We start from the raw sequence: 26,866 nt of genomic DNA, 5'->3' as shown, positions 1-26,866 counted from the left end.
CCAACAACATACTGCACTTCGTGTCTGCTGCCATCTGAATGATTGATATGACGATAAAAAGTAATCTCGTTTCTCTCACAATCAATATGGTCTAAATCGTATTCATATCGAATATTGTTTTTACCTTTGGGTTTTCGGATTTTGACTTGCGAACGAACGCCATCTTCTCCGACAGATGACTCTTTTGCTGCTTCTAAAATCTGATCGCAAACCTCTTGGGGAACGTTGTTTTGCGCCTGATACTCAGCCAGCATTTTCTGCAAGCGTTTTAGCCCTTCTTCACAAAGAAAACCTGTTGGGTCAATCCACTGGATGGGGTTGATTGAATATCGGTAAACATATAAGCCACCTCGTGAAAGGTGGCTTATATACTGAATTTCTATATAAATGATAATTTATCGTGTGATCTTCCCTACTTTTACATCTTCTAGCCAACGCCCTTCAACGAGATAAGGAGGAAGCCAACCGGTTTCAACAGATAAACAGTTACCTTTGTCGTACCACATACAAGCCATGCCAAGCAGAGGGAAAGAGATGAAGGTTTCGATTGAAATCAATTTTTTAGGAGCATCCAAGCGCATTTGATATTGCTCCTGGAACTGCAGGTTCTTAATGAGTACCTCTTCAAAGTCATAATCAATATCGGTTGTCAGGGCGGCAAAGGTTTCTAAAATGCCCATGGCGATTTCTAATGCCCAGTCATCACCCTGAGCAACTGCAGCGTCCATTGCTGCGACTAGCTTATCGGGGTAATCCGATGTGCGGTTGTGGAATGACTGAATCACATCCACCAGCATGTAAGAAAGCTCACCAGCCTTCGTAGAACTTTGTTTCATCAGAGAAATCGGAAAGCTCGCCAATACGTCCATACTTGGCCTGTCACGCACGATCACCGAAGTGAAATAAGCATCAAGCCATCGGTTAGGGTGTAAACACCCCGTTTTTAAAATACCTTCACCTTTCCAGGTTACTTCCGGGTATCCAGGTAATTGAATACTTTGAGGCTCGTCAGGTCTCATGGCGAGCTGATGATAAAATGCACGCATTAATGATGCTTCATATAGACATAGTGTGCCGGTTCTCTCATCATCATTTAATGGAGGTAACCATGTATACAGGCGAATTTGCTCAGACACATCATCACTCAAATAAACCAAGTTTTCTCTTTTTATCGCAATGCGCCTTTTTCGTTTATCTAAGTTCTCTTTTACTTCTTCTCTGTAAGCATCTATTGCCGCTTGAGTTAGACTAATATGAGCCAATCGCTCAATCTTTTTTAATTCCTTGGCATCAAACATTTCCAAATTCTCCCATGTCTATATCAAATTCTTTCGCTTTAATTTTCGAGACTTTACCATCTGAAGATATTTCTGCTTGTGTATGAATATAACGAATCGGAATATCATCTTTGATAGCGGATTTGATGTGATTTGCAGCAATCTTTTCCGTTGTACCTTGTTCTTGCTTAGACATCTCACCAATAATTGCTGCTGTATATTCAGTTGTCCCTTGCTGATATGCCATATTTCCAATTTTACGACTGCCGAGCGGGCTGCTGCCACCCTTAGCCTCGACGATGATGATTTCTTCAGGATCATCTGAGAGGTACACCATATCGAAATCACCTGGTTTCGATCCCGAAGTTGCAAGGTCTTTGGGATGGATCAACTTAGCATTAGGGCGTATATTCCGAACAAAGTCATCCGCGACCAACTCACCAATTTTTGCTGACTGCTGGTTAATTTTAGCAATTTGGGCGTTATGCCCTTCTTCGCCGCTACGCGCATCCATTGCCTTTTGACGTTCTGCTAAACACTCATCAACCTTTTGTTTGCATTCTTCAGAAAGTTTGTATTTCTCATCCTCATCCTTAATATTGAATTCGAATTCTGAGTTATCCTTGTAATCCGCTTTATTCAGCACTAGGTCCTCGGTGAAGATGGTGCAGGTCTTATCGCCACCGACCTTCTCTGAATCAAACACGTGAGCATTAACAAACTCTTCTATCCCGACTACGTACTGCACTTCATGTTTGCTTCCGTCAGAATGATTAATGTGGCGATAAAAAGTAATCTCGTTCTTCTCGCAATCAATATGGTCTAAATCGTATTCATATCGAATATTGTTTTTACCATTGGGTTTTCGGATTTTGACTTGCGAGCGAACGCCACCTTCTCCGACAGATGACTCTTTTGCTGCTTCTAAAATCTGATCGCAAACCTCTTGGGGAACGTTGTTTTGCGCCTGATACTCAGCCAGCATTTGTTGTAAGCGTTTTAGCCCTTCTTCACACAAGAAGCCTGTTGGGTCAATCCACTGGATAGGGTTGACTGCATATTGGTAATGATTAATACCACCAGCAATAGATATCGGATCTTGTTGGATAAAACGTCCTAGCTTAGGGTCGTAATACCGAGCGAGGTTGTAATGTAAGTTGGTTTCTTGATCGAAGTACTGTCCTTGAAAACGCAATGGATTTACTACTTTTTCAATATGTACATGAGCAAAGCCGTGAGCATCATAGCTGGCACTCCATACAACATTCCCTTCGCAATCGATCAGTCGCTCTGGTTTACCAACTTGCTCGCACTGGTACCAATAAATAACGTCATTTTCTAGCAGTGCCACTGGCGTGTAGGTTTCTGGTTGATATAGGTACCAGCGGAAAGCACCTGAAGAGCGTTCACCAATTAAACGTTCTCCTTCCCACAAGAACTCTGTAACGCCTTTTTGTGTAATTTTCTTCGTTCTGCGCCCTAGAGCATCATATTCATATTGACTGATGCCATCGTCGGTGTGAACTTCAATGAGCTGATTTAACGCATCAAATACGCGAGTCTGAACGTGTCCTTGCCCTTCACGTTTTGTCTGGTTTCCTTGCGCGTCATATTTGAACCGGACATTATCGTGTACTTCAATACGATCAGCGAATACCTCTGAAGATGGTAAAGTAGGATTGCCAAAACTATCGTATTCAAACTTAATCACTTCTCCGGAAGCATTGACTCGTTTCAGTTGCCCTAAGGTATCGTACTGATAGTGCGTTGCTCCTGCCGTATTATCAATGATTGATGAAATACGGTTTTGCGCATTGTAAACGTACTTTTTCTCTCTATCCGGCCAATGTTGTTCAACCAAACGACCAACACCATCATAAATGATGCGCTCATTAAAATGTGCCGTTTCAATTTGGGAAACTCGTCCCATTTCATCGTAATGAAATTTGATTTGAGGTAAATCTAGGTTTCCAAACCGAATCGCTGAAAAACGCCCATATCGATCGTAAGAGAAGTTCAGCTCCGTATTATCTGGCAGTACCTGAGATACGCGTTGGCCAACTCTGTTAAACTCCTGCGCTATCTCAAACTGACCTTGAATGCGCTTTGTTAAATGCCCGAATGAAGAGTATTGGTATTGCAATGTTTGATGGCGATTGGATGCGAAAGTAAGTCGCCCACCAAACGTATAATTGAAGTGGTTCTCTACAATACTGCGACCATTTCCTGCTTTGACGTGCTTGAGATAACCCGCAGCGTCATATCGGTACAGCACAGTCCTATCGGCGACTTGCTTACGATGGATCCGCCCCATATCGTCATAATCAAATTGGCTGTGTAGATTATCAAACCCGACAGTTCCTGATAGCTGGCCTTCATCGTCATACAGGAATTCGAATTCTAAGCCGTCACTCCGAACTAATTTAGTCAGGTTACGTTGTTGATCGTATTCATAAGAAATATGGCTGCCATCGGGGAAGATGACTGCTTCTTGTTGCGCGAGTGCTCCCCACTGATACGAGGTAATGCCTGCTGGCGTTCGAATCTGAGCAACACGGCTGTGCTCATCGTAAGAATATTCTTCGCTATAACCGACTTTGTCTTCGTCGTTAAAATAACGAACTGATGTACGCCTGCCAAATTGATCATAAGCGAGTTGAGCAATACACCCGTCGGGATAAGCGACGCCATTCACTAGATCTTCTTCGTTGTAGCTGTAACGAAGTAATGTACCGTCTATTTCATTCGCGATAAGTCTTTGTTGTTCATCCCACCACCACTGACTTTTCTTACCATCTTCAGACTCTTTTTTGACGACTTGACCGTGTTTATCGTAATCATATTCCGTGACACAGCCGAACTGATCGGTATCCCAAACTCTTTGACCGAGGCTATTGTAGTAAGCCTTCTCGATATCCCCGTCAGGTGAAACCGTTTTAACTAACTTACCTAAGCCGTCATAACCATATTGAACTTCTTTGCCAGAGGAATGAAACTTAGAAACTAATTGACCATGCTGATTATATTGATAATTGACCGTTGACTGATCAGGATAGATAGCTTGTGCTTTTCGTCCTAATTCATCATATTGCCATCGCCAAGTTTTACCTGTGGGGCTTATTTTCTCGAGCAAGTTACCCTGCTCGTCATGCAAGAAAGACCATTGATGATCTAACGAGTCAGAATAAGAAGAATGATTTCCCTGATAATGGAAGCGATAGTCATAAATTCCTGCGTCCCCAACGTTCCTGATGCATTTCGCGTTAGCACCTTCGCCATCCCATTCAAAATAATGAGTAAAGCCAGTTGGTCGTACACGCTTAACAATTAAATGGCCGCGGTATTGGTACTGTTCCTTCAAGCCCAAATGATTGGTTGCACTGACCAAATCATCGTGCTCATCATAGGTATAAGTTGTCAGAACTTTTTGCGACTTTGCATTAAGCAGCTCTACAAGGCGTCCTTGCTTATCATATTGACATTCAAGAACCGGACGCTTGTTATATGCAATCTCGATCAATCGATGGTTTCGAGAATACTGCAGTTGAAACGTTGAAAACGTGCCATTTCTGACTTGTTTAACAAGCCAACGATCATCTTTCTGTTCAAATCGATATTGATGCCCATTAGCGAGCGTCACGATCCGAGTTGCTGAATTTAGGAAATAACAGCTCGCACCAGCGTATATCTGGTAACTTGTCGCTCCAATATCTACTGGCTCAAATTCTGTGATATCTGCCTTATCGTCAACAAACTTCCAAGCGATAACATTGTCTTTCTCGTCGGTCTTCTCGTGCAATTCAAACTGAAATGCATGTCGCCAACCAAAGCCCATTCCATGATTTACATCCGACTGCGATGAGCGGTAAGTACGCTGCCAAGTAGTACCTTGTTGTAGCTCGATATCATAGAGTTCGAGAATTTCTTCACCCGTCACAAGTGATACAGGATCACCGGCTTTCTCATGTTTTTCGCTACTTTGTTGTTGAGGCTTAGCAGATGCGGCACTTCTTCCACTCTTTTTATTCGACTTCCCCTTTCCCTTCGATGGTTTTGCATTGACGGTATTTTGAGTCGGTGGAGGCGTAACCGCTGACGAGAGTGCGTAGTTTTCTCCGGTCGGTACAATTCGAGCGACATGCAAGTCACCGTTCACCAAAGCATTGGCAAACGTTGAATTATAGTGTTGGGAAGTAAGCTCACCGTCAGGTATGTTTGGCTTGAATTGACCAATCAAATAGAACAAGTCTTCGACAGAGCGAAGGTCAAGCTCACCAAAGCTCTCAAGAAACTCTATTGCCTCTTGTTTGGTCACGAATGTTTTAGGTTCGCCGCTAGTAAGTAACTGACCTGAGAAGTGATAGCTTTCGCCAAAGCGATTCGTGATAGGAATGACGAATTGAGGGATCATAGCCGTAACGTGTTTGTCCTTTTCTTACCTTGCCGCATCAGTTAATGCTCGTTTCGCTCTTTTTATTTGTGAGAGCAAGATGCCTTAATCAAACATCCTCCGATAGAGATTCCTCTGTATGCGTAGACTGAATGTATTGATGGCAATTTTCACGTATGCAACTCTTTGAATTTCTGAGCGCAGCGTACTTTAACGGGACGATGAATCCTGAGTAAATGAACAATAGCGTGAGTGAGACTAATGTCTCATCGCGACGCGATTTTTTTACATGTTTCTTACTTAACTATGATTTTCTGCCCAGTTACGTAAATTCACTCAATAAGTTGCATCAAGTATCACCTGTGGGACTCAGCGCTTCATATTTGAGACATGACAGCAACAAAAAAAACCGCCTATTACGGCGGTTTTGCTTAAAGAATACTGATTAAAGGTTTGGACCTGTCGATGGTCTGTGTGGTTGGTTATTGCGCAGTTGTTGCATCCCTTGAAACATTCGCATAAACCACACCAAGATGGCTAATGCAGCAAACACCATCCCTATCCAAGGAATAAAGTAAGCGATGGTTTCAAGCAAAGTACTATGCAACCAATAATCACTCACGCCAACGAGTACACCGTTAGAAGTCGCGACGGTGACGATCAACACAACAAAAAACGTCAGGTAGAGAAAGAAGGTACGAATTAAACCGTAGTAATGAGAAATCACTACGTCGCTGTCTTCTCCCTTATCTAATCGGTAACCAGCATAGATAATTGCGATAACGCCTGAGATCAGAAACGTAAACGGGGTCAGACAGCTCAGGATGTACGCAACCCAAATCCCGTTATGAGGTTTGTTCATTCGCTTTCGCTCCTTTTGCTTCCGTTTGTGCCGTATCTGTTTCGCCCATCGCTTCTTTGGACTTCACTTCTTCATACCAAAGATCGTGGTGTTCTTTCGCCCATGTCTCGTCAACTTCACCAGTCACCATGCCTTCTAACGCACCTTCCATACCAAATAGACCAATATAGATGTGGAAGATAAAGCCACAGATTAGAATCAGTGCCGAAATCGCGTGAACTAAGTTAGAAAGCTCCATGTCACGGCGAGTTTGGCCAAAGATAGGAAAATCTAGAACTAAGCCACTCACTGCCGCGATAGCACCAAAGAAGATCAATAACCAATAGATTGCCTTCTCGCCACCGTTTGAGAAACCAGCTGACGGATGTGTGCCTTTGTGTTTACCAACCATACCGCCCATTTTCATGAACCAACGAACATCAGTCATGTTTGGAATCGACTTGCGCCACCATTTAAAGAGCACGAGCATCAGCAAAATGAAGAACAATGGTCCCATGTAATTGTGGTACTGCTTCGCCAACATGACGATAAAGCCCCAGAACTCAGTAGGAACGTACGGTTTTAAGAAGTGCTTACCGTAAACCAGCATCAAACCACTGAATGCCAACGTTAAGAATGTAAACGCCATACTCCAGTGAAGCGCGCGGTCTAAACGAGACCAACGTTTCATCTTTCTGCCAGTACGCGGCTTGCTAAGCATTAAAGGGCCAACGAGTACGTAAGCCATGATTACCATTGCAATACTGCCGAAAATCGCGACAGCACCAGCGGGAGACATCCATTTCTCTTTTAGAATGTACCAAGTCTCACCAGGTTTACTGATCAATACGCCATGTTCTGGCGATTGAGACGTGGTGTAGCCTTCTTGCCCCTCTCTGACTTCGCGCCAATAGTCTGCCCCGGCGAGTTGCGTGATCTCCTGTTGAATAACTTTAGAAGATTGTTCCTCTGCTGAAGCAGGCATTGCGAAAGTCAGCAGCAATGCTGTCATCATTGACAGCATTGCTAGAGACGCACGTTTAAGCGTGTTTAACATGTGCCTCTCCTTACTTAGCTTTTCGTCGCATCGTAAGAAAGATCGTTTCCGTCTGTCCAACCTGCGTTTTTCGCGCCGCGTTCTACCACACGTTGACGGAAAATGTCAGAGACTTTCTCTGCGTCACCCGCAAGCAGTGCTTTGGTTGAACAGAGCGATGCACACATCGGTAACTTGCCTTCTGCGATACGGTTCGCACCGTATTTTTGACGTTCTTCCTCAGAGCCTGGCTCTGTTTCTGGGCCGCCCGCGCAGAAAGTACATTTATCCATTTTGCCACGTTCGCCAAACGCTTCTTGTTTAGGGAACTGAGGTGCGCCAAACGGACAAGCAAACAAACAGTAACCACAACCGATACACAGATCTTTATTGTGAAGAACGATGCCGTCTTCGGTATGTTCGAAACAATCAGCTGGACAAACTGCCATACAAGGCGCATCGGTACAGTGCATACAAGCAACAGAGATAGAGTTTTCACCAGCTTCACCGTCGTTTAGTGTTACCACGCGGCGACGCTGAATGCCCCATTCAAGCGCATCGTCGTTTTCGTTCTTACATGCAGTAACACAGCCGTTACACTCGATACAGCGCTTGGTGTCACATAGAAATTTCATTCGTGCCATTGTCAGACTCCTTACGCTTTACGAATGTTACATAGGGTTACTTTGGTTTCCTGCATCAAGGTAACCGGGTCGTAACCGTAAGTGGTTGCCGTGTTAGCCGATTCGCCAACAACGTAAGGCTGTGTACCTTCTGGGTATTTAGGACGTAGGTCTTCACCTTCGAACTTACCGCCAAAGTGGAACGGAATGAACGCCAAGCCAGGTTTCACACGACGTGTTACCATCGCTTTCACCTTGATTCGTCCCTTCTCTGCACCTTCAACCCAAACATCATCACCATCTCTGAAGCCAAGATCGTTCGCGTCTTTCGGGTTCACTTCAACAAACATTTCTTGTTGAAGCTCGGCAAGCCAAGGGTTTGAACGCGTCTCTTCACCGCCACCTTCGTATTCAACCAGACGACCTGAAGTCAGAACGATTGGGTACTCGCCCGATTTGTCTTGCTCTTGAATTGATTTATACAACGTAGGAACACGGAAGATGGCATCTTTGTCGTCCCAAGTTGGGTAATCCGTTACAAGGTCACGACGTGGTGTGTACAGTGGTTCACGATGCAGTGGTACGCGGTCTGGGAACGTCCAAACAATCGCACGCGCTTTCGCGTTACCAAATGGAATACAACCGTGCTTGATCGCGACACGCTGAATACCGCCAGAAAGGTCAGTCTTCCAGTTTTTACCCTCTGCTGCTGCTTTCTCTTCAGCAGTTAGATCGTCCCACCAACCAAGTTGTTTCAGCAACTTGTCAGTGAATTCTGGGTAACCGTCTTTGATTTCACAGCCTTTCGAGTAGCTGTCTTCTGCAAGAAGGCTCTTGCCTTCGAATTCCACACCAAAGCGCGTACGGAAGTTACCGCCACCTTCTGCAACCGTCTTAGACGTATCGTACAGAATATGTGTGCCTGGGTGTTTCATTTCCGGTGTACCCCAACATGGCCAAGGTAGACCGTAGGTTTCACCGTTGACAGGGCCACCTTCCGCTTCCAATGTGGTTTTGTGGAACGTATGCCAGTTTTGTTGGTGCGCTTTCAAACGCTCTGGGCTTTGGCCTGTGTAACCAATCGTCCACATGCCTTTGTTGAATTCACGCGTTAGGTCTTCAATCACCGGCTGGTTGTTTTCAACACGGATGTTTTTGAACAGAAGATCTGAATAGCCCAGTTTCTTCGAAAGCAGGTACATGATTTCGTGGTCTGGTTTTGATTCGAACAAAGGTTCAATCACCTGATCACGCCATTGTAGAGAGCGGTTAGAAGCGGTAACACTGCCGTATGTTTCAAACTGCGTTGTTGCAGGAAGCAGGTAAACGCCGTCGGTACGGTCGTTCATTACCGCAGCAACAGTTGGGTATGGGTCCACGATCACCATCATGTCCAGCTTCTGCATCGCTTTTTTCATCTCAACACCACGTGTTTGAGAGTTCACTGCGTGTCCCCAGTAGAACATTGCACGGATGTTTTCGCGTTGACGAATGTTGTCTTTGTTTTCCAGTACACCATCAACCCAACGGGATACAGGAATACCTGCACTGTGCATTGGTTTCTGACCGCTATAAGCGTTGTCATCGAAACGACCTTTAATCCATTCGTAATCGATTTCCCACACTTTTGACCAATGACGCCAAGCGCCTTCAGAAAGGCCGTAGTAGCCCGGTAGCGTGTCAGAAAGTACGCCAAGGTCGGTTGCGCCTTGTACGTTATCGTGACCACGGAAGATGTTTGCGCCGCCGCCTGATTTACCAATGTTACCAAGTGCTAGCTCAAGCACACAGTAAGCACGTGTGTTGTTGTTACCGGTAGTATGCTGAGTACCACCCATACACCAAACGATACAGCCTGGGCGATTTTCAGAAAGCAGTTTTGCTGTTTGGTAAACGTCTTCTTCGCTTACGCCTGTTACACGCTCAACTTCTGCTGGCGTCCACTTCGCTACTTCAGCACGGATTTCATCCATACCGAATACACGTTGACGGATGAACTCTTTATCTTCCCATTGGTTTTCGAAGATGTGCCACAACACACCCCAAATGAATGCTACGTCAGAACCAGGACGAAGTGATACATAGTGATCCGATTTTGCTGCCGTACGTGTACGACGAGGATCCGCTACGACGATCTTACAGTTGTTCTTCTCCTTCGCGATCAGAATGTGCTGCATCGCGACTGGGTGAGCTTCAGCTGGGTTTGAACCAATGAACAACATCGACTTACAGTTGTGCATGTCATTGAAAGAGTTGGTCATCGCACCGTAACCCCAAGTGTTCGCTACACCCGCCACTGTTGTTGAGTGACAAATACGCGCTTGGTGGTCAACGTTGTTAGTGCCCCAAAGTGATGCCATTTTGCGGAACAAGTACGCTTGTTCGTTGCTGTGCTTTGCGCTTCCCAAGAAGTAAACCGAATCAGGGCCAGACTCTTTGCGGATGTCCATCACCTTGTTACCGATTTCTTCGATCGCTTGATCCCAAGAAAGCTTTTTCCACTTACCGTTTTCAAGCTTCATTGGGTATTTAAGACGGCGCTCACCGTGGCCATGTTCACGTAGTGCTGCGCCTTTTGCACAGTGACCACCGGCGTTAAATGGGTGGTCGAATGCAGGCTCTTGACCCGTCCAAACACCATTTTGAACTTCTGCGTAAATACCACAACCCACTGAACAGTGAGAACAGATAGTACGTTTTACTTCTGTTTTCGCTTCTGGATCGACTGATTTTGCTTGCGCTTTTTTCATCATTCCCGGTGCGAATAGACTAGCACCAACCACTGCGCCACCAGCGGCAAGCGAAGTGTTTTTCATGAATGCACGACGAGATACGCCAAGCTGGTTCGTTTCTTTGCTCACACTGTCGGAGCGTTTGACAAGTTTCATCCGTTATCTCCTAAAGTGTGTCGTAGTAATCGCGAATGTGTTGAGTTTCACGATACCCTTTCTTCTTCACGTCTTTTTCAGAAGGCTCAACCGTTTCTGAAGCAACGGCCACTTTTGTGGTTCCCGCAACAACAGCACCAGCAACGGCAGCGGTTGTGAAGCCTTTTAGGAGATCCCTACGGCTTGTGTTTATTTCTTTATTATCTTTCATCATTGCTTCCTTACCTTACGGTAGATCTTTGGAGACTCATGCCTCTCTATCGATATGACCAAGTACTGCTCGATTACTCGTAATCAGTGACGTTTTTCACATCAATTTTTAATTTGCTCTTACTGCTTTTGGTGTTCACGCTAAAGCGCACTTGCTCTAACGTTAAAAATGCATCGCAAAGCTGTGCAGCCGGCTTGTAGAAGTTCACGCTTTCTGCGTTCTCTAGTTGGCGCGTAAAAGATTGGAACCAAGGGGCGATGTGTTTGTTAAACACCGCTTGTTGAAGTTCTTCCTCTTCACCCGTCAGCATTGCCATCACTTCGCACAGTGCAGAAATATGGTCTTCAGGCTCTTTCACGTTCTCTTCTCGTTCGATGCCTAAAAGTTCCAAATCGCGACGAATTTCCGCTAATGGTTTTTCCATCATCGAGCCCGTACGATGCCAAGATCCGAATGGCACGACTTCACCACGGCCGATGCCAATAAACAGATCTTGATATTCTTCGTCTAACGCTTCTCGTTGCGCTTCGTTCGCGGCTTGTTGCAGTGCGAGCCAAGCTTTTTGCATCGCGCTCTCAGACGGTTCAATTTCTAGCGATTTCAGGAACGCCAGCATTTCATCACTTGGCGCACTACGAAAAAGTGCGGATAGAACGAGATAAATGTCTGTTCTCAGTGTTTGTTCTTGTTGTGTATCCACTGCGAGCTCCTAGTATTTCAATTGATTCATTGGATCTGCAGCCATCGATTCAAACATGTCGATCACACGACAGTCTTCACACATGGCGATGCGATTAATGGCAGCTTCATCAGAGAAATGAGAATGACCACGAAGCTTGTTTTGCAGCATGTCGATCATCGATTGCGGAGCAAAAGGCTTGTGACAGCGAATGCACTCGGCTGCCTTTTCTTCATGAATCACAACCGCTTTCTGGCGTTCTTCTTTCACCCAGTTCATACGAGGAGTAAGCGTCAGCACTTTCTCTGGACACGCTTTCTCGCACAGCCCACATTGAATGCAGTCTTGCTCGACGAATTTAAGCGACGGAGATTGACCATCCGTATGCAATGCACGTGTTGGACACACCGCCACACAGCTCATGCACAACGTACAATCTTTGCTTTCACAAGAGACCGTGCCGTAAGGTGCGTTTGCTGGCAGTTCAACAATGTTCTCAACTGGAATACGCGATGATGACAACGCATCCAACGCCGTAAATAGACGCTGACGTTTGTTACCTTGCAAATCACCTAATGCCAAATCAAAAGACTCGGTACAAAGTGTCGGAGCACCTTCACGTAGTGATTCTAGATACAGAATGTCGATGGTTTCTTTGGCGATACCAAGCTGGTCGAGCAACTCTTGAGCAATACCTACTTCGCTATTAAGCACACGAATAATGGTTTGAGGCATAAAACGCGAAGCCGCAAATAGCACCTGAGTAGCACCGTTCACAAGCGCGGCGAACCAAGTATCTATACCAACCGAAGGCAGTTCTTCCACCACAATTGGAATCACATTATCTGGCAGTGCTTTTAGTGCCATCACGTTGTAACTCTCGTGGCGAGAACTACAAATCAATACGATAGGATCTAAACCACCCGCTTGCTCATAGTTGGCTAGCGTACGTTCAATAAACTTTTGCGTATCTTCGGGGTTTGGCAATGCGTAATGAATAGCTTCTGTCGGACACGCTGTAGCACAAGTACCCACGCCTTGACATAGGTATGGGTTGATCTCGATGCGATGGCCCGTTTTGTCGCTGCCTTCACTCGATAGTGCCCCTGCCGGACAAGCATCCACACAACGTTCGCAACCTTTTACGCCACGAGAGCTGTGTGCACATAGATCGGTATCTAAACGGAAGAATTTCGGTTTATCGAACGTCCCCATCAAGGTTGGAATTTCTTCCAACGCCTCAGCCAGTTTCGGATAGCCACGACCAACTGGGTAGTAGCCCGGTACTGGTACTTCTTCCGACATGCAGCTGTTTAGGCAAAGATCGAGTACGATATCGAAACAATCGCTATTGATCGCGACCTTGGCAAGATTGTTGGTCGAACCATGATTTTCAATGAGAACTTCAAACGTACCTAAGAACCCTGAAACCTGAACCGAATTGGCGTAGTAAAGCTCGGGATTTGTTCCCTTTTCGCCATCGGTAGAAAGCAGCGTTAGGCTGTTCATTTGCGACAATTGCGCTGCCGCACTTTCGATGATTGCCGTTGGACCCACAATCAAAGTATTACCGCCGCTTTCATAGCTTACGGTTGGTGGAATAAGATTGGTCAACTCTACGGTATTTTCGAAAGCGTACAGCCTCGCTTTACCGTTATTGGAAGTTGCTTGTTCTAATAATTGTTTCAGCATTGCTCAATTCCATTTATGAACATGGATAGTCTTTTCCATCTCTTAGTGTAGTTAGCGCCGGAGATTCTGCTGATTAACTTATCAATGAGCATTCTTATTCCGCCATCTATAGGCGATGAATACTACGCAGTGCGTCCGTACTAACTTCAACCAGATTGGTATTGAGCAACAAATAGCAAATGTCATGCCAATAAAATATCAACTAAAATTCAATCACTTAGATGTTTTACCGACAAATAGTATGGATAAAAAAACCGGTTGAGACATTTTGTCCCAGCCGGTTCATTGAGTGTTTAGTCAAAATGTACCTATTCTTTGTGTGGTATATTTTGTCTCACCTCTTTAGGCGGTGATTCCTCAGCAAAAGTATCACTTTCACTAGATACTGTATTTATATACAGTTCATTTTCATCTTGGGTAATTCCGGCACTTTTTCCGGCGTTTAGTTCTGAGTCTTCAACCACCTCAGATGCGATATCGTCAGCGTTAAGTTCAGATCCTTGCGCCGTTTCAGCGTCTGGTTCTTCTTCCACTTTTTCTTTAATCCAATCACGCAGCGTCTCTGCGACGTCTTTAGAAAGTGACTTTAAGTTACTGTAATCATCATCGTAATCGTCTAGGCCATCACGCACGTTAAATTCTTCGGACAAGAACATTTTGCGCAGCGCGGCTTTCTTAACACTTTCTGAAGCTTCAGAAACCAGCAGTTGCGCCACAGACATTTCTTCGGGCTTTTCAGTCTCTACACTCGCGGTAATGTCTGGTGACTGACTAACCTCGTTGATGTTCAAAGCGTCTGAGCTTTCGTCAGCGTTTGAAAGCGCTGTGACACAATCTTCGGATTGCTCCGTCTCTGCTATCGGCGTGATCTCTTCATCATGTTGGGAAGGTTCTTCTAATTTACGTTTCGACCAACGGCTTAAAAAACTAGTTGCCATTTGCTCTGCCCGCTCCTTTGCGTTTCTTACGTCTTACTTCTAACAACTCACCGTGGCGACCGATGAAGGCTTCCATCCAAGCCTGAACGGCTAACGGCATATCGTTGGATAGTACAAGGTTGTCGCCATCCATATATTGCGCCGCGACAGATTGTGAAGCCGTTAGTAGCTGTATCGCTGGTTTTTCACCAGACTCAACGTTATCCATCACTAAAAAAAGTTTAGGTTGCTGAGAGCTTAAGTTAAAGCGGTAGTCTGTACGCTCGTCTTTGTGCAATTGCAACAGACAAACATCTGGAGTCTCTTCCGTCGGATTTAGCGCAAATCCCGTCAACTGCCATTGGGTTGTCACCCAAATCCCTGTACTGATCTCATGCTCAACAAGCTCTACGCCAATTGGCCATGCGTCTTCAGTCTTCTCGTAATTGTTCTCGAAATCTTTCTTATCCGACATAACTCACCCAGTTTTTCTATTTTGGTCTGAAAACTCACAGGACATTTTGACCTTGGCTTTAACCATTTCATCGCTACAAAGCAATAACCGCGCCAAATCAATCCTATACACAGCGCTATACTCAAGTACCAAAGTAGTTGAAACTCAAATTTATTGATGTGTCATTACTGCGATATCGCAGTTTTAATGCATTGTTGACATAAAACCTCGCAATTTTTATGGGAACCGCTATTTTGGAACAAGATTTGCTTTGCTAACCACTTAGCAAGCTAAATGCGTAGCAACCTAACGCTCTTAATCACTAGGACACGACTGTGCTGAAACCAAATATTATTAAAACCAGTGAAAATCCCCTGCAAACCATTGAAGTCGACGTGTACGACGAGTACGGCGAAAAACTGACAAAGCAAATCGCATGCGAGCGCCCTCTTACGGTCATGCTGAACTGGAAAGAAGTGGTCACGCTCATGACGCTAGGTTCGCGTCCAGAAGCGTTAGTACTAGGTTATTTGAAAAACCAAAGCTTCCTGTCTGATCCAGCAGCGATTGAATCCGTCATTATTGACTGGGAAACGCATTCCGCAGCAGTGATTACTAAAGAAAATACCGAACATTTAGAAGGCGCTCTGAAAAAGAAAACCGTCACATCTGGCTGTGGTCAAGGCACCATGTATGGCAACGTGATGAAGCAGCTTGAAAGCTACCAAGTGCCTCAAGTTCCGCTTAAGCAATCAGAAATCTACTCCGCACTAGAAGCGTTGACTCATTACAACGACACCTACAAAAAAGCGGGCGCGGTGCATGGCTGTGCGGTTTGCAAAGGCAATGAGGTATTGTCATTTGTGGAAGATGTCGGCCGTCACAACGCAGTAGATACGCTTGCAGGTGAGATGTGGCTCAAAGAAGAAACAGGTGAAGATAAAATTTTCTACACAACTGGTCGCCTTACTTCAGAGATGGTGATTAAAGTGGCCCAAATGGGCATTCCTGTTCTGCTTTCTCGCTCTGGCGTTACTCAAATGGGGTTAGATCTTGCGAAACAATTTGGCATTACGACGATTGCGCGAGCAAAAGGTTTACGCTTCCAAGTATTTACCGGAGCCGACAAGATTGAGTTTGATGTGAAAGGCGAAAGTGCATCTCGTTAACGAGAAAATAATACAAAACCGTCGATTCGTGTAAACTTATAACAATTGGGATAAGTAAATCATCACGTTATGAAGGCTTAATTAAACGATATAAGTCAGAAATAGCAACATGTGTTGTAGCAATACAACGCTTGCTTTAATTGATGCTAACTACAGCTCATTCACAAAGGATGTGAACTATGGACAATGACCAACTGTGGAATTTTTTGCTCACGCCCAGTGGCATCATGCTCTCAATGATCATTACATTTGGTGTCGTCGGCATATATGCGTATATAACCGGTCAATTTAAGGATTAAGACCAATATAAAAAGCCTCGCTAAATAGCGAGGCTTTTGCTTTTTAAACGCTTCGCGAGTAATTACGCGTCAACGCCACGAGATTTTAGGAACTCAGAGTACGTGCCTTTGAAGTCCGTGATCTTGCCATCGCGGATTTCGATAATACGCGTTGCTAGCGAGTCTACGAATACACGGTCGTGAGAGACGAAGAACAACGTGCCTTTGTATTGCTCAAGCGCGGTGTTCAAAGATTCAATCGATTCCATATCCATGTGGTTGGTAGGTTCGTCCATTAGCAGCATGTTTGGCTTGTGCATCATCAGCTTACCAAGCAGCATACGACCTTGCTCACCACCAGACAGTACTTTTACTGACTTCTTAATGTCGTCTTGACCAAACAGCATACGACCAAGGAAACCACGAACGACTTGCTCGTCATCACCTTCTTGACGCCATTGACCCATCCAATCCGTTAGGTTCATGTCTTCTGCAAAGTCATGCGCGTGGTCTTGCGCGTAGTAACCGATATTTGAGTTTTCAGACCATTTGTACTCACCCGCGCGCGGTTCAAGCACACCAGCAAGCGTGTTTAGAAGTGTTGTTTTACCCACACCGTTCTCACCGATGATCGCAACGCGCTCACCCACTTCAAAAATTGCATTGAAGTCTGAGAACAAGTCCTCTTCGAAACCTTGGCTTAGGTTTTCAACAATCAGAGCGTTACGGAACAGCTCTTTCGACTGTTCGAAACGAATGAATGGGTTTTGACGGCTAGACGCTTTAACTTCATCCAGTTTGATCTTGTCGATTTGCTTAGCACGAGATGTCGCTTGTTTTGCTTTCGATGCGTTTGCTGAGAAACGTGCAACGAACGTTTGTAGCTCTGCAATTTGTGCTTTCTTCTTCGCATTGTCGTTTAATAGACGTTCACGAGCTTGAGAAGCTGCTGTCATGTACTCATCGTAGTTACCTGGGTAAATGCGCAGTTCACCGTAATCCAAGTCAGCCATGTGCGTACATACTGAGTTTAGGAAGTGGCGGTCGTGCGAGATGATGATCATCGTGCAGTTACGCGCGTTTAGCGTGTCTTCCAACCAACGGATCGTATCCATGTCCAAGTTGTTGGTAGGTTCGTCAAGCAGCATAACGTCTGGGTCTGCGAATAGAACTTGCGCTAGAAGCACACGAAGTTTCCAGCCCGGCGCCACTTCGCTCATTAGGCCGAAGTGCTGCTCCATTGGAATACCCACCGCAAGAAGAAGCTCGCCCGCTTTGGCTTCTGCCATGTAGCCGTCCATTTCCGCAAACTGAACTTCTAGGTCAGCCACTTTCATGCCGTCTTCTTCACTCATTTCAGCAAGTGAGTAGATACGGTCACGCTCTTTCTTCACTTCCCATAGCTCTTTATGACCCATGATAACGGTATCGATTACCGTAAATTCTTCGTAAGCGAACTGGTCCTGGTTTAGTTTTGCAACGCGCTCGTTTGGATCGTAACTCACGTTACCGCTGGTTTGCTCAAGCTCGCCGCTGAGGATCTTCATAAAGGTTGATTTACCACAACCGTTAGCTCCAATTAAGCCGTAGCGATTACCTTCGCCGAACTTAACTGAAATGTTTTCGAATAGCGGCTTAGCGCCGAATTGTTGAGTAATATTCGCTGTGGAGATCAAAACCTTTACCTTAGCAATTGGGGTGTATTTAGAAAAACCGGGCAACGGTACTTGTTCATGCTACATACTGCAAGTGTTGTTTTTATTAATTCATCGCTAGTGAAACCATCGCAGTGCTTCTTCAAAGCAAAAAGCTCAAGCACAAATGCGTCATTGAATACAAAAAAGAGCCAGTATTATAACTGGCTCTTTCTTCCGTAATGCTTACAACAAGTGACTAAGCGATATTCGTCACCTCTAGGATCAGCTCGGCTTTTTTAGGTAAATAAATACTGAATTTACTGCCCTTTCCCCATTCCGACTCGGCTTTTAGCTCACCACCCGTTTGGCTGAGGATACTTTGAGAGACCGACAGTCCCAATCCAGTACCCTCTCGCTTCGTCGTGTAAAATGGTGAGAAGATTCGATTCAAGTTTTCTGGCTTAATACCGCAACCCTCGTCAATAACATGAATCGCGGCTCCTTTCACTTCGCCCTCGTCAATCCAGTCTTCACTGACTACGGTTAACGTGCCTTTGCCGTTCATTGCGTGAATGGCATTCATTTGCAAATTAACTAAGATTTGTAGCAAGTGGTGACGGTTTATCTCAACGGACGTATGCGCTTGTAGATCAGTCACAAACTCGACGTCGCGTTTCTTGGTGCCCGTTTTAACCAAGGTGATGCTTTCATCAATGATAGGATTGACATGTTGCCAAGTGATTTCATCTTGAACACCGCCCTGGCGACTGTATTGCAATAAACTGCGCGTGATATTGCGAATACGATCGATTTGCGCGTGAATAGCATCAATCTCTTCTTGTACTCGACTTGCATCGTCACCCAACTCAAAGTGGATCAACTCCACGTTGCCAAGGATCACGGCGGTTGGGTTATTAATTTCGTGAGCAATCCCCGCGGTGAGTTCTCCCAGTGCTGCCAGTTTTTCATGAACAACGAGTTTGTCGCGAGTTTGGTTGAGCAGTTGAATATGCAGCTCTAAATCTTGGGTTTTTTCTCTAAGGCTTGCTGTGCGCTCTTGAACTTTGCATTCAAGTTGCGCTGCGGAGTTCTTCAGTTCAATTTTGCGCTCTTCTAGCGCGTCTAACATATCATCAAACTGTCTGGCTAATTGTGCGAGTTCATGATCGGCATCCAATCCCAACGGACCAATCCGTTTTTCTTTTCCTTGTTGGACCTGCTTCACCACTTTATGGATGCGTTCGATCGGTCGAAACAGATCATAAGAACCGCGATATACCATCACGCCGGAAACCAGCAATAACATAACCGTAATCAAGCTAATTTCGGCAATGTTGGTCATGTAGGCTTTAACGAATGGCCACATTAGGTAACCGGTATAAAGCATACCAATGACGTTGTCGTATTGGTCTTTGATCGGTTGATACGCCGTAATATACCAAGCGTCATACACATAGGCTCGGTCAACCCACTGCTCACCTTTTGAAAGTACTTGGTTATACACTTCTGCGCTCACGCGAGTGCCTATGGCGCGCCCTAGCCTATGCTCGCTGTCTAGAGGAACGTTGGTACTTACACGCAAATCATCAAGAAATACCGTCAACGTGCCAACCGGACGAAGGCGATCATTATCGCTGAGATAGATTAAGTCGCGAATTTGATCTACCAATACAGTGCTGTTATTGAGAAGCAAACCACCATCAAGAAAGCCGATCAAATCATTCGTTTGGCTATGTACAGGAATCACGGTTCGACTGACTAACCCACGCGCTTCCATGCCACCATCAGCAAGAATAGGCACTTCCGCTCGTTTAGCGAGTTCAGGATCGAGGCGTTCGAGTTCATCTTTATTGAGTACATCAAAAAACGATTCTCGCTTAGTGAGATCCATAAAGCGGAATTTGTTTTCCATCGAGTTGACGCGTTGGAAAGAGAGAAAATCTAAAGCATATCTTTTCTTCTGCTCAGTGACCCACTTTTGCAGCTCATCTTGCGGTATCCCTTGATTGATGCGAATACGAAAATCGTATGAGTCAGCAAACGCACGTACGTAATTCGATTGCTTTTGCTGTAACAACGTTACGCTGTTATTCGCAACACCAAGACGCTCAGAAACATCAAGCAGTGCATTTTGCCACGTATAATGGATGGACCAATAAATGGTAATCCCGATCAGGGCTATCAAAGTGAGGAAGATAGGTGCGGAGGTTAAAAATAATAAGCGATAACGCACCATGGTTTTAAAACGGTGCGTCCATTTCGACAATCCTTTGTGCTGTGGGCCGTTAGTCGGCATATTCCTCATCCTCAGAATCCCATTCTTTATACTTACGTTCTAAGGTCTTACGCGCCACGCCTAAGTCACGAGCAGCGGCTGATTTGTTGCCTTCGTGCAAGTTAACGACCTGTTTTATATGTGCTTTTTCGACTTCTTTAAGTGTCCAGTTGTTTGGATACCCCTCACCAGTGAACTCTCTACCTTCTTTAAACGTCGGTAGTTCAGCAGAATGAGAAACGGTAATCGACACATTAGGCAATGAGTGTCCACCATTCAGCTCCCGCCAATAATGCGCAGGCGGTTTGCCAAGCAAAATGCATCGCTCAATCAAGTTTTTCAGTTCACGAATATTGCCTGGCCAATCGTACTCGCTCATCGCTTCCATATCTTCGTGCGCCCATTTTGGCGCAGGCATACCAAGCTCCCGCGTCAGCATGTTGCTGAAAAATGGCACTAACTCAAATAAGTCGGTTTTGCGCTCTCGCAGCGGACACACTTCGATTTTGAGCACATTCAAACGGTAATACAGGTCACTGCGGAAGTTGCCTTGGTTGACCTCTTCTTGCAGGTTTCGGTTGGTGGCAGCAACGATACGGACATCAATGCTGATTTCTTTTTCTGAACCAACAGGGCGGATAGTACGCTGCTCTAACACACGCAATAATGATGCCTGCATTGCAAGTGGCATTTCCCCAATTTCATCGAGGAACAAGGTGCCGCCATTTGCTACGCGGAACAAACCCTCACGAGATTTTTTTGCACCGGTAAACGCGCCCGATGTATGACCAAATAACTCACTTTCAAGTAGCTCTGGCGCAATGGCGCCACAGTTGATTGGCACAAATGGGCCCGTTCGCCCACTCGCTTGGTGAATACCTCGCGCAACCAGCTCTTTACCCGTACCCGACTCACCTTCGACCAAAACAGAAGCACGCGACGGTGCAAACTGGTTAATAAGCTGCTTAAGCTGACGCGTTTTTTCTGAACCACCGATGATCTCGGAGGTATTGTGACGTTGGTAATCGCGCTTCATGGCGTACTGCATGCGCTCGTTCAAACGGCGATCCATACAGCGGCTGACCGCTTTTAGCATCTGCTCAAGGTTGAAGGGCTTGAGGATAAAGTCAGAAGCACCAAGTTGAAGTGCGCGAATAGCAATCTCTAAATCCGCATAGCCCGTCATGAAGATCACATCGGCACGTTTGTCGTCATCTTCAAACGCTTCTTCCCACTCAATCCCAGAGCGCCCCGGCAGATTAATATCCAGTAAAATCAGATCATAATGTCGAGAATTACGCAGTTGCTCTGCTTCTTCGATGCTGCCAGCAGTGTCGACATGTGAGAAAAGCTTCCCCAATGCCTTTTTCAAAATGGCTTGCATGCCCAATTCATCATCAACGACCAGTACGGAAAAGGCGTTATATTGTTGGTTTGTACTAATATGGGATTGAGTAGACATATTTACCCCAGATGGCTTCGGATGGGACAGAGTGTACCAAGTTTAAACAGAGATACCCTACAAAAAGTGCGACATTTTGTACCAACGCAAACTTTTGTGCAAATAACCCCATGATTTAGTGCATAAATCGAGCACTTTTCGCTTGTAAAAGGTTGGCATCTTGTTTGCTATAAGGTGGCTACAGGGCGTATTCAAGTGATCTCAGGATGTTGGTGTTTGTTATTCCAACACCCTAAGACAACTTGCACTTTGAACTAATCGCTCTCGCCCAAGAGGCCTCTCCCAATGCATCGGGAGAAAAGCCAAAGAATCATTGGAAAGGAACACATAAAAATGAAAAAAATTGCGCTAACTCTGGCTGCGACGTCAATCACGCTTGTAAGTTACTCTGCGTTTTCCGCTCAAGATGGCGAGCACGTTCGCCTAGCAACCACTACCAGTACTTACCATTCAGGGTTACTTGATTACCTGCTTCCACAATTTGAGAAAGACACGGGCTACAAAGTCGATGTTATCGCTGCGGGTACTGGCAAGGCCTTAAAAATGGGCGAAAACGGTGACGTAGATTTGGTGATGACACACGCACCAAAAGCCGAAGGCGCATTCGTTGAGAAAGGCTACGGCGTTCTACCTCGTAAACTGATGTATAACGACTTTGTAATTGTTGGCCCGAAAGCTGACCCAGCAAAAATCAAAAATGACGAAGGCGTGTTAGATGTATTCAAAGAGATCGCAAACAAAAACGCAACGTTCATCTCTCGCGGCGATGATTCTGGTACGCACAAAAAAGAAATGGGCTTCTGGGCTCAAACTAAAATCGAACCAAACTTTGGCGGTTACCGCAGCGTAGGTCAAGGTATGGGCCCAACTCTGAACATGGCGTCTGAAATGCAAGGCTACACCATGACAGACCGCGGCACATGGTTGGCTTATCAAAACAAATTGGATCTAGAAATTCTGTTCCAAGGCGATGAAAAACTGTTTAACCCGTACCAAGTTATTCTTGTTAATCCTGAGCGTTACCCAACAATCAACTACCAAGGCGCGAAAGCATTCAGTGATTGGTTGGTGAACCCTCGCGGACAGGAACTTATCAATGGTTTCCGCCTAAACGGTAAACAACTGTTTGTTGCGAATGCTGAGAGCAAATAACGCAATATGAATCTTGCTGATACAACACTGGAAGCGCTTCGCTTACTGGTGAATTTTGATGCAGACCTATGGGAGATCGTTGCGGTCTCCTTTAGTGTTTCTATCACGGCAATATCTTTAGTGGTATTGCCGGCTATTTTGATGTCCTTTGTGCTGGCGTATACCGATTTTCGCGGCAAATGGTTTTTGCTGTCGATCGTGAATACGCTACAAGCGGTTCCTACAGTCGTGATTGGCCTTTTGCTGTATATGTTGCTATCACGCGCAGGCCCTTGGGGAGATTGGCAAATGCTGTTCACTCAGAAGGCGATGATCTTCGGCCAAATGGTGATCTGTTTCCCTGTTTTGGTATCGATGATGCATGGTGCATTGCAATCTAGCGACCGTCGCGCTGTGGAAACTGCCATCACGCTAGGCGTCTCCATTCCGCGCGTGGCAGCTACGATGATTTGGGAAACCCGCTTTCCTCTACTCGCAGCTATCATTGCAGGGTTCTCACGTATCGTAACCGAGGTGGGCTGCTCAATGATGGTAGGCGGAAACATTATGGGCGTAACGCGCAATATTCCGACCGCTATCGCAATGGAAAGCAGCAAAGGTGCTTTTGCGCAAGGAGTTGCATTAGGAATTGTATTACTATCTTTAGCGTTGGCACTAAACTTCTTCTTATCAAGCATGAGAGGCAAAGGCTACCTCAGAACATAGAACATGAAGCAAACAAACGACTCACCATTAACCCCATGTAGAGGCGCATTATGACTATAAAAATCACCGCCGAGCAGTTATCCATGCGCTTTAAAGAGCGTGTGCTTTTCCACATCCCTGAGTTAGCCATCGGCCCAAATGATGCCATTTATCTCAAGGGTGACAATGGTGTGGGCAAAACTACCCTACTCAAAATCCTTGCTGGCTTGCTCAAACCCTCTACTGGCGACGTTGTTGCGCCAAAAGATACGTGGCTGAAAAGACTGACGCGTCGCAATGGTCGTGTCGATGTGATTTATCTTCATCAGTCTCCTTACCTTTTTGACGGCACTGTTTATGAGAACGTAGTCTATGGCGTGAAATATCAACAAGACACACCAAAAGATAAGCGAGCTCAAGTTATTCACGCACTACGCATGGTAGGTTTAGAAACCTTAGCGGACGAACATATTTCCGTGTTGTCCGGCGGTGAAAAACAGCGCGTTGCCATGGCAAGGGCTTGGATCTTAAAACCGTCGATTTTATTGATGGATGAGCCAAGTGCGTCTTTAGACCAAGAATCCATTGAACGGTTGGTGGTGATGGCGAAAGATCTTTTGGATCGTGGTTCCAGTATTGTGGTGACAAGCCATCAAACCAACGCACTGACCGACTTATGTAAAAAACAGTGGTGGATTAAAGACAAGACTTTGATAGAGTCTCCTCTGTTGTATGTCATACCAAAAGAAACATCCCAAGAGAATGCATATGCTTCAACCAACACAAACTAGTTGGGTCATTTTGGCTGGTGGCCAAGCCAGCCGTATGGGTGGAAAAGATAAAGGTCTGATTGAATTAAATCAGAAGCCACTCATCGAACACGTTATTGAACGTTTATCTCCACAAACACCACGCATTTTAATTAATGCCAACCGAAACCAAGATGCGTACAGCAAATTTGGTTTCGTATTTAGTGACCAATTCAAAGATTTCCCTGGACCTATGGGCGGTATTCACGCGGGTTTGATGCATGCTGAAACTGACTGGGTTGGATTTGTACCTTGCGATAGCCCACAAATTAACACCGACCTTGTCGAGCGTTTCTGCCAAGCCGCCAAAGAAGACAGTGATATTTTGGTCGCTCATGATGGTGACCATCAGCAACCTGTTTTCACGCTCTACCACAAGCGCGTACTGCCAAAACTCACCGCATTTTTAGAACGTGGCGACCGCAAAATCATTCTGCTCTACAAAGAGTGCAACACCAGTTACGTTGACTTTAGCGACTCACCAAACTGTTTCGTCAACTTGAACACTCCGGAAGAACTGGCGCAATTTGGACAATTAGAATCATGAAACACACGCTAAACATCCCTATACTTGGTTTTGCAGCTTATTCAGGCACAGGCAAAACCACGCTACTTGAAGCCCTATTGCCAAAGCTGACTGAAGCAGGTTTACGCATTGGCATGCTAAAACATGCTCATCACAACTTCGATGTCGATAAGCCAGGTAAAGACAGCTACCGTTTACGCAAAGCTGGCGCGTCTCAAATGCTGATTGCTTCTCGCAACCGTTTTGCGTTAATGACAGAAACGCCAGAGGCCGAAGCAGAGTTTGAATACCTATTAACACGTTTTGATGAAGACAAGCTCGATGTAGTTTTGGTCGAAGGCTGTAAAAACATCGCGTTTCCTAAAATTGAATTGCACCGTGAAGAAGTGGGTAAACCTTGGCTTTACCCTCACGATGAAAACATCATCGCTATCGCGTCAGACAGCGGCGAGTTGAACTCTGAGCTGCCACAAATGAACATCAATGATTTGGATGCCATCGCTCAATTTGTTCTTCAATACGTTCAAGATGCAAAAGCACCAAAATCTAAAGAGAAAGACGCCGCATGTTGCGACACACTTTCTCCGGCTTTCCTTTCTGTGGTTCAAGGCCAAGAAAAAATCCTTTCTTTAGTGAACACGGTTTCGGAAATAGAAGCATGCAAGATTGAAAACGCCTATGGCCGCATTCTCGCGGAACATATCATTTCACCAGTAAACGTGCCGCAGTACACCAACTCCGCGATGGACGGTTATGCCATCCGCAGTGATGATATTGAGCGCGATAGCTACCAAGTGGTTGCTGAAGTGATGGCGGGCCATGCTTACGATCAGTCTCTAGAAGTTGGTCAAGCGGTGAAGATCATGACCGGCGCACCAACACCACTTAACGGCGACACAGTGGTCATGCGTGAGCAAGCCTCTCAAGAAGGTGACAAGGTCACCTTTAATGGTGCGAATATCAAAGCAGGCCAAAACGTTCGTCAAGCAGGTGAAGATCTCGCTATCGGCAGTGACGTCTTTACCGCAGGCACTCGCCTAGCCTCTCCAGAAATGGGCATGATCGCTTCTCTCGGTTTTGGTGAAGCGAATGTGTTCCGCAAATTGAAAGTTGCCGTGTTCTCCACCGGTGACGAAGTACAAGCGCCGGGAACAGAGCAAAAAGCGAATTCTATCTACGATTCCAACCGTTTTACCATCATGGGCGTGCTTGAAAAGCTCGGCTGCGAGATCTTGGATTTCGGTATTCTGGAAGACAACGAACAGTTAATGATTGAAGCGTTGGAAAACGCATCGGCGCAAGCGGACGTGGTTATGACTTCTGGTGGCGTATCCGTTGGTGATGCGGATTACATCAAACTTGCCTTGGATAAACTTGGTCAAATCGATTTTTGGCGAATCAACATGCGTCCGGGACGTCCACTAGCGTTTGGTCAAATCAACAACAAGCCGTTCTTTGGTCTGCCGGGCAACCCTGTTGCCGTGATGGTCTCTTTCATTAACTTTGTCGAGCCTGCACTGCGTAAGATGCAAGGCGAACAAGGCTGGAAGCCTCTGAAAGTGAATGCCATCGCGATTGAGAATCTTCGCTCTCGACAAGGTCGTACCGAGTTTAGTCGTGGCATCTATGAACTGGATAACACTGGCCGTTTAACCGTTCGAACAACAGGCAAGCAAGGCTCTGGTATTTTGCGCTCAATGAGTGAGGCAAACTGTTTGATCGAAATCTCCCCAGCTATTGATACAGTAAAAGCGGGAGAAAGCGTGACAATTATCCCACTTCAAGGCAGAATCTAGCCCAAACTAGAAATTCAAAGGTCAGCGAGTCTGGCCTTTTTGTTTAATACAGAAACCTTTTCAGAGAGAC

The 26,866-nt window shown here is 45.6% G+C and carries 20 protein-coding genes and 1 pseudogene; 6 read left to right on the top strand and 15 right to left on the bottom strand.

Annotated elements, in window-relative coordinates:
* The 12 genes and pseudogenes from ACWYVB_RS14855 to ACWYVB_RS14800 form a co-directional block, all read right to left on the bottom strand.
* Window positions 1-329, bottom strand: a pseudogene (locus tag ACWYVB_RS14855) (hypothetical protein); the annotation flags it as partial.
* Between the two features lie 66 nt (window positions 330-395).
* Window positions 396-1,298, bottom strand: coding sequence for an immunity 49 family protein (locus tag ACWYVB_RS14850; RefSeq protein WP_053350543.1), 903 nt, complete (start codon window positions 1,296-1,298; stop codon window positions 396-398).
* Window positions 1,291-5,688 (bottom strand): RHS repeat-associated core domain-containing protein, encoded by a 4,398-nt coding sequence (locus ACWYVB_RS14845; RefSeq protein WP_457529342.1) that lies wholly within the window; start codon window positions 5,686-5,688, stop codon window positions 1,291-1,293. Before ACWYVB_RS14845 ends, ACWYVB_RS14850 begins: the two co-directional genes overlap by 8 nt.
* A gap of 424 nt (window positions 5,689-6,112) precedes the next feature.
* Complete coding sequence (locus tag ACWYVB_RS14840) at window positions 6,113-6,529, bottom strand: hypothetical protein (protein WP_005396167.1); 417 nt, start codon at window positions 6,527-6,529, stop codon at window positions 6,113-6,115.
* On the bottom strand, window positions 6,513-7,565 hold the full coding sequence (locus tag ACWYVB_RS14835; RefSeq protein WP_047008778.1) for a formate dehydrogenase subunit gamma: 1,053 nt from the start codon (window positions 7,563-7,565) through the stop codon (window positions 6,513-6,515). Before ACWYVB_RS14835 ends, ACWYVB_RS14840 begins: the two co-directional genes overlap by 17 nt.
* A gap of 14 nt (window positions 7,566-7,579) precedes the next feature.
* The gene (gene fdh3B, locus ACWYVB_RS14830) at window positions 7,580-8,188 is read right to left on the bottom strand and encodes a formate dehydrogenase FDH3 subunit beta (RefSeq protein WP_005377536.1); all 609 of its coding nucleotides are present in this window, start codon (window positions 8,186-8,188) and stop codon (window positions 7,580-7,582) included.
* 11 nt (window positions 8,189-8,199) lie between these two features.
* Window positions 8,200-11,055 (bottom strand): formate dehydrogenase subunit alpha, encoded by a 2,856-nt coding sequence (locus ACWYVB_RS14825; RefSeq protein WP_005396169.1) that lies wholly within the window; start codon window positions 11,053-11,055, stop codon window positions 8,200-8,202.
* Window positions 11,056-11,065: 10 nt separating this feature from the next.
* Entirely contained in the window at window positions 11,066-11,266 is a 201-nt protein-coding gene (locus ACWYVB_RS14820; RefSeq protein ID WP_005396171.1) for a twin-arginine translocation signal domain-containing protein, read from the bottom strand.
* Window positions 11,267-11,339: 73 nt separating this feature from the next.
* Window positions 11,340-11,966, bottom strand: a complete 627-nt coding sequence (locus ACWYVB_RS14815) for a TorD/DmsD family molecular chaperone (RefSeq protein ID WP_025522121.1) — start codon at window positions 11,964-11,966, stop codon at window positions 11,340-11,342.
* Window positions 11,967-11,975: 9 nt separating this feature from the next.
* Complete coding sequence (locus ACWYVB_RS14810) at window positions 11,976-13,637, bottom strand: 4Fe-4S dicluster domain-containing protein (protein ID WP_074191457.1); 1,662 nt, start codon at window positions 13,635-13,637, stop codon at window positions 11,976-11,978.
* A 308-nt stretch (window positions 13,638-13,945) separates the two neighbouring features.
* Entirely contained in the window at window positions 13,946-14,575 is a 630-nt protein-coding gene (locus ACWYVB_RS14805) for a DUF3306 domain-containing protein (RefSeq protein ID WP_457529339.1), read from the bottom strand.
* A complete protein-coding gene (locus ACWYVB_RS14800) occupies window positions 14,565-15,029 on the bottom strand; it encodes a DUF3305 domain-containing protein (protein ID WP_005396177.1) in 465 nt (154 codons plus the stop codon). The genes ACWYVB_RS14805 and ACWYVB_RS14800 overlap by 11 nt, the downstream gene beginning before the upstream one ends.
* Before the next feature lie 314 nt (window positions 15,030-15,343).
* Between ACWYVB_RS14800 and ACWYVB_RS14795 the strand changes: the two genes are divergently transcribed.
* Window positions 15,344-16,177 (top strand): formate dehydrogenase accessory sulfurtransferase FdhD, encoded by an 834-nt coding sequence (locus ACWYVB_RS14795; RefSeq protein ID WP_085344530.1) that lies wholly within the window; start codon window positions 15,344-15,346, stop codon window positions 16,175-16,177.
* 361 nt (window positions 16,178-16,538) lie between these two features.
* On the opposite strand, the gene ACWYVB_RS14790 is transcribed toward ACWYVB_RS14795, so the two are convergent.
* From ACWYVB_RS14790 to ACWYVB_RS14780, 3 genes are all read right to left on the bottom strand, one after another.
* Complete coding sequence (locus tag ACWYVB_RS14790) at window positions 16,539-18,131, bottom strand: ABC-F family ATPase (protein ID WP_012841837.1); 1,593 nt, start codon at window positions 18,129-18,131, stop codon at window positions 16,539-16,541.
* A gap of 217 nt (window positions 18,132-18,348) precedes the next feature.
* Window positions 18,349-20,388, bottom strand: coding sequence for a sensor histidine kinase (locus tag ACWYVB_RS14785; protein ID WP_432596220.1), 2,040 nt, complete (start codon window positions 20,386-20,388; stop codon window positions 18,349-18,351).
* Window positions 20,378-21,829, bottom strand: a complete 1,452-nt coding sequence (locus ACWYVB_RS14780) for a sigma-54-dependent transcriptional regulator (RefSeq protein WP_005396186.1) — start codon at window positions 21,827-21,829, stop codon at window positions 20,378-20,380. The genes ACWYVB_RS14785 and ACWYVB_RS14780 overlap by 11 nt, the downstream gene beginning before the upstream one ends.
* A gap of 333 nt (window positions 21,830-22,162) precedes the next feature.
* Here ACWYVB_RS14780 and ACWYVB_RS14775 point away from each other — a divergent pair, with 333 nt between their 5' ends.
* From ACWYVB_RS14775 to ACWYVB_RS14755, 5 genes are read left to right on the top strand one after another with little or no spacing between them, the layout of a single operon-like run.
* The gene (locus ACWYVB_RS14775; RefSeq protein WP_054867071.1) at window positions 22,163-22,981 is read left to right on the top strand and encodes a substrate-binding domain-containing protein; all 819 of its coding nucleotides are present in this window, start codon (window positions 22,163-22,165) and stop codon (window positions 22,979-22,981) included.
* Window positions 22,982-22,987: 6 nt separating this feature from the next.
* Window positions 22,988-23,686: an ABC transporter permease gene (locus ACWYVB_RS14770; RefSeq protein WP_005396188.1), complete on the top strand. Its 699-nt coding sequence runs from the start codon at window positions 22,988-22,990 to the stop codon at window positions 23,684-23,686.
* Window positions 23,687-23,736: 50 nt separating this feature from the next.
* A complete protein-coding gene (locus ACWYVB_RS14765) occupies window positions 23,737-24,456 on the top strand; it encodes an energy-coupling factor ABC transporter ATP-binding protein (protein ID WP_005396189.1) in 720 nt (239 codons plus the stop codon).
* Entirely contained in the window at window positions 24,434-25,021 is a 588-nt protein-coding gene (mobA, locus tag ACWYVB_RS14760) for a molybdenum cofactor guanylyltransferase MobA (protein WP_025534433.1), read from the top strand. The genes ACWYVB_RS14765 and mobA overlap by 23 nt, the downstream gene beginning before the upstream one ends.
* On the top strand, window positions 25,018-26,796 hold the full coding sequence (locus tag ACWYVB_RS14755; protein WP_457529334.1) for a bifunctional molybdopterin-guanine dinucleotide biosynthesis adaptor protein MobB/molybdopterin molybdotransferase MoeA: 1,779 nt from the start codon (window positions 25,018-25,020) through the stop codon (window positions 26,794-26,796). Before mobA ends, ACWYVB_RS14755 begins: the two co-directional genes overlap by 4 nt.
* The last annotated feature ends 70 nt before the right edge of the window (window positions 26,797-26,866 follow it).

Source organism: Vibrio sp. JZG10 (assembly GCF_054064075.1).
Note: the sequence above shows the minus strand (reverse complement) of the source record. Positions and strands in the feature narration are given on the sequence as shown.

Bases quoted from the DNA above. Each gene is read 5' to 3' on its own strand.
- mobA (WP_025534433.1), top strand. From the start codon at position 24,434: ATGCTTCAACCAACACAAACTAGTTGGGTCATTTTGGCTGGTGGCCAA.
- ACWYVB_RS14770 (WP_005396188.1), top strand. From the start codon at position 22,988: ATGAATCTTGCTGATACAACACTGGAAGCGCTTCGCTTACTGGTGAAT.
- ACWYVB_RS14850 (WP_053350543.1), bottom strand. From the start codon at position 1,298: ATGTTTGATGCCAAGGAATTAAAAAAGATTGAGCGATTGGCTCATATT.
- ACWYVB_RS14775 (WP_054867071.1), top strand. From the start codon at position 22,163: ATGAAAAAAATTGCGCTAACTCTGGCTGCGACGTCAATCACGCTTGTA.
- ACWYVB_RS14800 (WP_005396177.1), bottom strand. From the start codon at position 15,029: ATGTCGGATAAGAAAGATTTCGAGAACAATTACGAGAAGACTGAAGAC.
- ACWYVB_RS14810 (WP_074191457.1), bottom strand. From the start codon at position 13,637: ATGCTGAAACAATTATTAGAACAAGCAACTTCCAATAACGGTAAAGCG.
- ACWYVB_RS14765 (WP_005396189.1), top strand. From the start codon at position 23,737: ATGACTATAAAAATCACCGCCGAGCAGTTATCCATGCGCTTTAAAGAG.
- ACWYVB_RS14780 (WP_005396186.1), bottom strand. From the start codon at position 21,829: ATGTCTACTCAATCCCATATTAGTACAAACCAACAATATAACGCCTTT.
- ACWYVB_RS14845 (WP_457529342.1), bottom strand. From the start codon at position 5,688: ATGATCCCTCAATTCGTCATTCCTATCACGAATCGCTTTGGCGAAAGC.
- ACWYVB_RS14835 (WP_047008778.1), bottom strand. From the start codon at position 7,565: ATGTTAAACACGCTTAAACGTGCGTCTCTAGCAATGCTGTCAATGATG.
- ACWYVB_RS14785 (WP_432596220.1), bottom strand. From the start codon at position 20,388: ATGCCGACTAACGGCCCACAGCACAAAGGATTGTCGAAATGGACGCAC.
- ACWYVB_RS14755 (WP_457529334.1), top strand. From the start codon at position 25,018: ATGAAACACACGCTAAACATCCCTATACTTGGTTTTGCAGCTTATTCA.
- ACWYVB_RS14825 (WP_005396169.1), bottom strand. From the start codon at position 11,055: ATGAAACTTGTCAAACGCTCCGACAGTGTGAGCAAAGAAACGAACCAG.
- fdh3B (WP_005377536.1), bottom strand. From the start codon at position 8,188: ATGGCACGAATGAAATTTCTATGTGACACCAAGCGCTGTATCGAGTGT.
- ACWYVB_RS14820 (WP_005396171.1), bottom strand. From the start codon at position 11,266: ATGAAAGATAATAAAGAAATAAACACAAGCCGTAGGGATCTCCTAAAA.
- ACWYVB_RS14840 (WP_005396167.1), bottom strand. From the start codon at position 6,529: ATGAACAAACCTCATAACGGGATTTGGGTTGCGTACATCCTGAGCTGT.
- ACWYVB_RS14805 (WP_457529339.1), bottom strand. From the start codon at position 14,575: ATGGCAACTAGTTTTTTAAGCCGTTGGTCGAAACGTAAATTAGAAGAA.